The following is a 6,782-nucleotide window of genomic DNA, read 5'->3' as shown; positions in this document are numbered from 1 at the left end:
TGACGAGAATTTACATTCTCTTTTTTGGATCTCACCGAAGTGATTTCCCACTCACTCGTTGTTCAGTTTTCAAAGATCAATGTCTCATTTTAGCTCTTCACCGCATCTCAGCGGCGACCTTCATAATATATCATAGTGTTAAGTTGTTTGGCAAGCTTTTTTTGAAAAAATTATTTTTCATTATTTCTTGCCTGCGTCTTCTCTTTAAACATTCAAAAGGAGCGCGAGATATAATGTATCATGTCGGCTCCCTTTTCGTCAAGCTATTCCATTCATTTTATTTATTCCGTTTATCAGCCCGCTCCAAACCTAATGCTTGAACTGAGAAGAACGTCCACCCCACGCATACTTAGACAGCTCTTTCTGTGGAGCAAATCGTGCATACATACGGAAAACTGTTTTATATCGATTGGCAATCGCATGCCTAATGTTCTGATCTAAACGCTGGTCACTCATATCCAGTAGCATCTCATCCAGCTCTTTGCGCAAAACATAGTCCAGCTCCTTGCATTCCTTCTCATTGAATAACATTCCGAGCATATGCTTGGCCTCCTTCATGAAATTCATAGTTATCCAAAATCATCAAACGCCGTTTCATCTCACTCAAAAGCCATTTGATGCGGGAAGCTCTATTGAAGTGCTTACACTAAATTAACCGGAGTATTGAACCTATAACCATTATCATAAGAAAATCCCATTCATGGACTCTCTTTATTTAACCTGGCAGCTGATCCAAATGTTTCGGCTTTACTGTTATGCACAATTCCCCAGGATTTTATGATAAAAGCCAAAATGTAATTGTGCTCTCGATGATTGCCGCAACAAATAACAGAATCACGATCCAGACTGAAGCGGTGAAGGTCTGCCGCATAAAGGCCTGCCAGTTCACTGCCCTTTCTCCGCTCCGCTTCATCGCTCCAAAGAGTGCAGAGAGCACATTACTGCCGAACTTCAGCCCAAAGGCGCAGGCAATGATGATGGCTGGAATCTCAATAATGCCGTGCGGCAGCAGCCCTTTTACAATAAGCGTGAACAGATCCTGTCCCTGTATCGCGGACAAATGAATCAGATAGCCGATAACGGCACCGTTGATCAACAGAAAGAACGCAGGCAAGAGGCCGAATAAGGCACCCAGATAAATGATGACTACGCTTTTGATGCTATTGTTCAAAAAAATGAATACAAAAAAGCTCCACTGCGGATTGGACGACTCTCTAAGGTTCCCGCTAATCTTACTGATCCCCTTCAATTGCTCATTCAGCAGCTGCTGAAGACTACCAGTGCCGACCCAGCCCAATATCCCCCCCGCTATGAACAGGATTGTGGCCATTAGGAGCGCGGTGCGAATCGTCCTTAGATCCTTGATAAATGTATTAAAAGATAACATGCGTACCTCCTGATTTGGATTCTGCCGAATTGCAATTCGTATGGATTGATTCATATCTGAGGTCATAAGCGCCCTGTACGAGCATACATTTAGAACAAACAAGCATTTCGCATGGGAGAGGAGCGCTGACATTATGAATTCTTTTTATGTATTTAGCGGCAAAAAGATCAAACGGTTTCTGTACATTTTTGCTGCTGCGCTTCTTACCGCCGGCGTTGTCTATGTGGAGAGGGGCAATATCACCGTATTCTCTGAAGCTGCCCCTTCTGCCATTTACAGTGTGCCGACGGAAAAGAAGCTGATCGCCTTAACCTTCGATATCAGTTGGGGAGAGAAACGGCCTGAGCCGATTCTGAAGGTGCTGGAAGACAAAAAGGTGGATAAAGCGACATTCTTCCTGTCCTCACCTTGGAGCAAAACCCATCCTGAGATCGTTACAAGCATCAAAGACGCCGGGTTTGAGATTGGCAGCCACGGTCACAAGCATGTGAACTACAGTACACTAAGCAATGATGAAATCCGCACGCAGATCAGTACGGCCCATACAGTATTGACGGAGCTAACCGGTTCTCAGCCCAACCTGATCAGAATGCCTAACGGTGATTTTGACAAAAGAGTCCTGCAGGTGGCAACCGATCTCGGCTATAAAGTCATTCAATGGGACACGGACTCACTGGACTGGAAGAACATCGGTGTAGATAACATCGTTAACCGTGTAACGAGCAAAGCCCATCCTGGAGATATTGTGCTGCTGCATGCCAGCGACTCCTGCAAACAAACGCATGAAGCCCTGCCTCAGATTATTGATAAGCTGCGCAGCCAGGGGTATGAGTTCGTAACCGTCTCGGAGCTAATTAGCCAAAGTAGTGCAAACGGCAAGGAAGTCCGCGATTCCGCCTTGTTGGATAATGGCCTGGAAGACGCTGCAGGAATGTAACTCCCTTACCACTGCATGGCATCAGTGACGCGGTGAGATCAGCTGTGAAATATCTGGCGTCGGTGTATTCAGCTTCGGGTAGCTCAGGTCAAGCCCCTCCAGCGTTTTGACAACAATCTTGAGGGCCAGATAGTTGCGGTACCAGCGGTGATTCGCCGGAATCCAATACCACGGAGCCTTATCTATACTGCTCTCCTGGAAAACATCCTCATACGCCTTCTGATAATCGTCCCAGTATTCCCGTTCCTGCAGATCACTGGCATCGAATTTCCAGTGCTTCGCCGGATCTTCAAGCCGCTCCTTAATCTTCTCCAGCTGCTTCTCCTTGGAGATATGCAGAAAGAGCTTAATGACCGTCGTTCCCTCTTCCGCCAGCATCTCCTCGAACTGGCGGATGTAGCGGAACCGCCGCTTGGCATCCTCCTTGCTAAGACCGCCATGCACGCGGGGCACCAGCACATCCTCATAATGCGAACGGTTGAATGCGGCAATATAGCCTTTAGGCGGGGTCTTCATATGGACTCTCCACAGGAAATCGTGCGCTTCCTCCTCCAGAGAGGGCTTCTTGAAGCTGGTTACGATGAACCCTTGCGGATTGATGCCGGAGAAGATGTGTTTGACGGTTCCGTCCTTGCCGCTTGAATCCATTCCTTGAAGGATAACCAGCAGCGAATGCTTTTTCTGTGCAAAAAGGATATCCTGCAGTTTGACCAGCCGTTCCTTCAGCTTCTCCATTTTGGCTTCGGCTTCTTCTTTGGATTTGAAGTCTCCACGTTCATTAGGATCGAGGTCCTTCAGGCGTGTTTCACTTGTGTCTTTTATCATATAGCGCTTGATGTTCATATATTCCCTCCTCCACTCTGTTCTTTAAGATTAACCTCTTCATCTTCATTCTAACCGCTCCCTACAGGCAATGCCAAAACCCCGTCTCCCTGGTTCTATACACAGGGGCGGGGTTTTGAGCATGATTGCTATAGTCAGATTGAGGCCAGCTTAAGTACACGGTGCAGCATCAGAATCTGGAAGGCATTACAGGCGACAAGCGGTACAAGAATAAAGATGGTGGCGCTGTCCACGCCGATCCGCAGCACACCGATAATCTCCACTATAGTGATGGCTGTCATGAAGAAAAAGGTCGGGACCCAGGCTGACGCGTTCGTACTGCGTATTTTGAGCCAAGATACAATAAGAGCAGTGAACAAAATAGCTACGCCTAGCGTCAAATCCGTCCGGGCGCTCTGGTCTCCGCTGACAAAGGTGCGCAGAAACATCAGCTCAAACAGCGCCAGCACGGCCAACACCAGTTGTATGTAACGCCACGCCTTGCGCGGGAACACCCCGATGCCCGTATAGTTGAGGATCAGATATGCAAAAAATCCGAGCTGGGCGTATACGCTTACAAGCACTCCGTAGCCCAAAAGAATCAGGGAGTACAGGAGAAGATCGGCAGTGCCTTTAAACTCTATACCGCCATTCCCTATCTGCAGAGCAAGTCCAGCAATGACAGCCCCGCCTGCACCAATCAAAAGCGTGGTCCAGAACAAATAAAACCATTTTCTCAAGCTCAGCGCTTTCACCTCCCCGTGTCAGATTTATTTTACCAAGGTTACCGTCAAAAAACCATTCCGCTTCAACATAAATGTTCCCTGGCGCGGCATACTACAAGCAGTAATTCTATAAAGGAGGGCAGCGCCAATGAAATGGAGGGCTATCTGGTCTGGAGGCTTGACACTTGGCTTGATGATCACCTTGACGGCCTGCGGGGGCGAACAGAGCAGTTCTTCTTCGGGACAAGGCGGATATAAGGAAATGAAGACGATGGTTGTTGATATATTAAAAAGCGATGAAGGGAAAAAGGCTGTAGAGGAGGCCTTGTCTACTCCAAGCTCAGAGGGGGGCAGCGCCGCCAGCGGCCTAAGCATGAAGATGATGCCTATGCAGACAACTGAGGAGATCCGGATCGCTGTTAAAGATACCCTCACCGCACCGGAGTATCAGAAGGAAATCGAAAAAATCATGACTGACCCGCAGTTTGCCGGAGATTTTGCCAAAGCGATTAACAAAGAGAGTAAGGAACTTCATCTTCAATTAATCAAAGACCCCACTTATCAGAAGTCAGTTGGAGAAATTATGAAGTCGCCCGAGATGACGAAAATGTTCCTCGACCTTACCAAGACTCCAGATTACCGCAAGCAGTCCATGACGATTATGCAGGAGGCCATGCAGAACCCGCTATTCCGTATGGAAGTACTTACTCTTCTCAAATCCGTGGTCCAGGATGAATTGCAGCCCAAGGTTGAGAAAAAAGATGCAGGGAAAGGCGGCGGGGAGGACAAGCAGGGCGGGGACAGTCAGAAGCAGGATGGCGGAGACGACTCCGGTTCGGGTTCTTAACTAAAATAAGGCCTTGCCCCGTGGAAGGGACATGGCCTTATTTGTTTATGTGCTAGCAAGGTCAAAGGGTGATTATTGCTCGTACTTGGCAATCAGCTTGTCTGCAATGTCTGCAAACAGTACTCCGGTAGCCGTATCCGCCTTATATACTGACGGTGAGAAGTCCGGCTCGGAAATATGGTTGTCCGGGGCACCCAGCGGTACTTGGGCCAGCAGCTCTGTATGCAGCGTTTCCGCCAGGCGGGCTCCGCCGCCTCTGCCGAAGATGTAATCCTTTTTGCCGCAGGAAGAGCATTCGTAGTACGCCATATTCTCAATGACGCCAAGAATCTCATGCTCGGTCTGCAGTGCCATAGAGCCCGCCCTCGCCGCCACAAAGGCAGCTGTAGCATGCGGGGTAGTGACAATGATCTCCTTGCTGTGCGGCAGCATCTGGTGGACATCTAGGGCCACATCACCCGTACCTGGCGGCAGATCCAGCAGCAGGTAATCCAGCTCTCCCCAGCCGACATCACTGAAGAACTGGCGCAGCATTTTGCCAAGCATGGGTCCTCTCCAGATGACCGGACTATTCTCCCGGATGAAGAAGCCCATCGACATGACCTTCACGCCGAAGCGCTCTACCGGAATAATCGTTCCTTCTTCCACAATCGGCCCTTCTTCAATTCCCATCATGTCCGGGATGCTGAAGCCGTAAATATCTGCATCGATCAGGCCGACTCTCTTACCCTTGCGGGCCAGCGCCACCGCCAGATTCACGGTTACTGTTGATTTCCCGACCCCGCCCTTGCCGCTGGCGATCGCGATGAAGTTCACCCCTGAGTTCTCGTTAATCAGCTCATGCCCCTCAAGACCCGCTGCGTGTCCTTTGAGCTTCCCCTCTTGATCTGAATCCGGCTCGTCCCCGCCGCCTTCTCCGCGAAGCGTAGCCCGTTCATAGTCGGTGGCATCACGCAGGCGGATATGAATCTGTTCTGCCCCGCCCTCCGTAAGGAGATCACGAACCTTCTGTTCCAGCTCCATCCGCTTCTTCTCGTCCGAATCCAGACATACGATGGATAACGAAATACGGTCCTCCTTGATCATGATATCGCGGATTAACTGTAAATCGATCAGGCTTTTTCCGGATTCCGGGTCTGTAAGCGGCTGTAAAAGTTCCTGAATTTGTTCCCTGGTCTGCATGGAAAGCACCTCTGTTCCTATCCGGCGGTAAGCCCCGGTATTTGTACCCATTATAGCATTACCCCCGGAGGGAAGAGTAGTCCCCCCTATGCCTCTATGGCTTCTCGGAGCTGTACCGCAGGATGCCCCGGTAGATGCTGGTCGCCACCTTCCGCTGGTACAGATCATCCCCAAGGAGCAAGGACTCCTGAGGGTGTGACAGGAAGCCTACCTCAACGAGCACGGACGGCATCTTTAACACCTTTAACAAATAAATGGTACTCGCTGTCTTCGCCACACGGTCCGTATTCTCAAGTGTAGCCCTCAGCTCATCCTGTACCAGCCCGGCCAAGGCCTTGTTCCCATCGTTGCTTGGATAATAGAAGGTCTGAGCCCCGCTCCAGCGGTTGGAAGGAATACTGTTCATATGTACGCTGACAAACAGATCTGCCCCCTTCTCTTCAATGCTCCGCACCCGCTGCTTGAGATCCTCCGTCTTGCGCCTTGCGTATCCCTTGGTACTGCCTTGGGCCAGATCATAATCCCCTTCACGGGTCATCACCACAATCGCCCCAGCCTGCTGCAAATAATCGCGCAAGTACAGCGACACGGAGAGATTGATATCCTTCTCAATCAGGCCTGAGCGGCTCACTGCTCCCCCATCCGGTCCCCCGTGACCTGCATCAATGGCAATCACCTTGCCGGAGAGCGGCAAGCTCCAATAATTGACCGTCTTGGCAGTCGGCATGTCGTAGGCGATGATTCCGATCATTATAGTGAGCAGCACAGCGGCCAGGATACTTTTTTTGATGCCGCGCCAAGAGATCCAGACCGAGACTTTACGCTTCTGCCCTCCAGACATAACAAAGACCCCCTCGTCCCGATAGATTCTACTCATCTATA

Annotated in this window: 8 protein-coding genes; 2 read left to right on the top strand and 6 right to left on the bottom strand. The window is 50.0% G+C overall.

The genetic code is table 11. From position 1 onward, the window contains the following. Positions 1–309: 309 nt before the first annotated feature. A complete protein-coding gene (locus C162_RS06115) occupies positions 310–540 on the bottom strand; it encodes a hypothetical protein (protein ID WP_036692450.1) in 231 nt (76 codons plus the stop codon). Between the two features lie 235 nt (positions 541–775). Next, positions 776–1,387 (bottom strand): stage II sporulation protein M, encoded by a 612-nt coding sequence (locus C162_RS06110; RefSeq protein WP_036692448.1) that lies wholly within the window; start codon positions 1,385–1,387, stop codon positions 776–778. 133 nt (positions 1,388–1,520) lie between these two features. On the opposite strand from C162_RS06110, the gene pdaB reads away from it, so the two are divergent. Further along, positions 1,521–2,324, top strand: coding sequence for a polysaccharide deacetylase family sporulation protein PdaB (pdaB, locus tag C162_RS06105; protein ID WP_036692446.1), 804 nt, complete (start codon positions 1,521–1,523; stop codon positions 2,322–2,324). A 21-nt stretch (positions 2,325–2,345) separates the two neighbouring features. On the opposite strand, the gene C162_RS06100 is transcribed toward pdaB, so the two are convergent. Together C162_RS06100 and C162_RS06095 are read right to left on the bottom strand one after the other, a co-directional pair. Continuing rightward, entirely contained in the window at positions 2,346–3,167 is an 822-nt protein-coding gene (locus tag C162_RS06100; RefSeq protein ID WP_036692444.1) for a PPK2 family polyphosphate kinase, read from the bottom strand. Between the two features lie 134 nt (positions 3,168–3,301). Beyond that, entirely contained in the window at positions 3,302–3,892 is a 591-nt protein-coding gene (locus C162_RS06095; protein WP_036692457.1) for a KinB-signaling pathway activation protein, read from the bottom strand. 127 nt (positions 3,893–4,019) lie between these two features. Here C162_RS06095 and gerD point away from each other — a divergent pair, with 127 nt between their 5' ends. Beyond that, positions 4,020–4,718 (top strand): spore germination lipoprotein GerD, encoded by a 699-nt coding sequence (gene gerD, locus C162_RS06090; RefSeq protein WP_051493272.1) that lies wholly within the window; start codon positions 4,020–4,022, stop codon positions 4,716–4,718. A 72-nt stretch (positions 4,719–4,790) separates the two neighbouring features. On the opposite strand, the gene C162_RS06085 is transcribed toward gerD, so the two are convergent. Beyond that, complete coding sequence (locus C162_RS06085; RefSeq protein WP_036692453.1) at positions 4,791–5,900, bottom strand: Mrp/NBP35 family ATP-binding protein; 1,110 nt, start codon at positions 5,898–5,900, stop codon at positions 4,791–4,793. A 94-nt stretch (positions 5,901–5,994) separates the two neighbouring features. Beyond that, the gene (cwlD, locus tag C162_RS06080; protein WP_036692442.1) at positions 5,995–6,741 is read right to left on the bottom strand and encodes an N-acetylmuramoyl-L-alanine amidase CwlD; all 747 of its coding nucleotides are present in this window, start codon (positions 6,739–6,741) and stop codon (positions 5,995–5,997) included. Between the last annotated feature and the right edge of the window lie 41 nt (positions 6,742–6,782).

This window comes from Paenibacillus sp. FSL R7-269, from assembly GCF_000517865.1.
Taxonomy (GTDB): domain Bacteria; phylum Bacillota; class Bacilli; order Paenibacillales; family Paenibacillaceae; genus Paenibacillus_AQ.
Note: the sequence above shows the minus strand (reverse complement) of the source record. Positions and strands in the feature narration are given on the sequence as shown.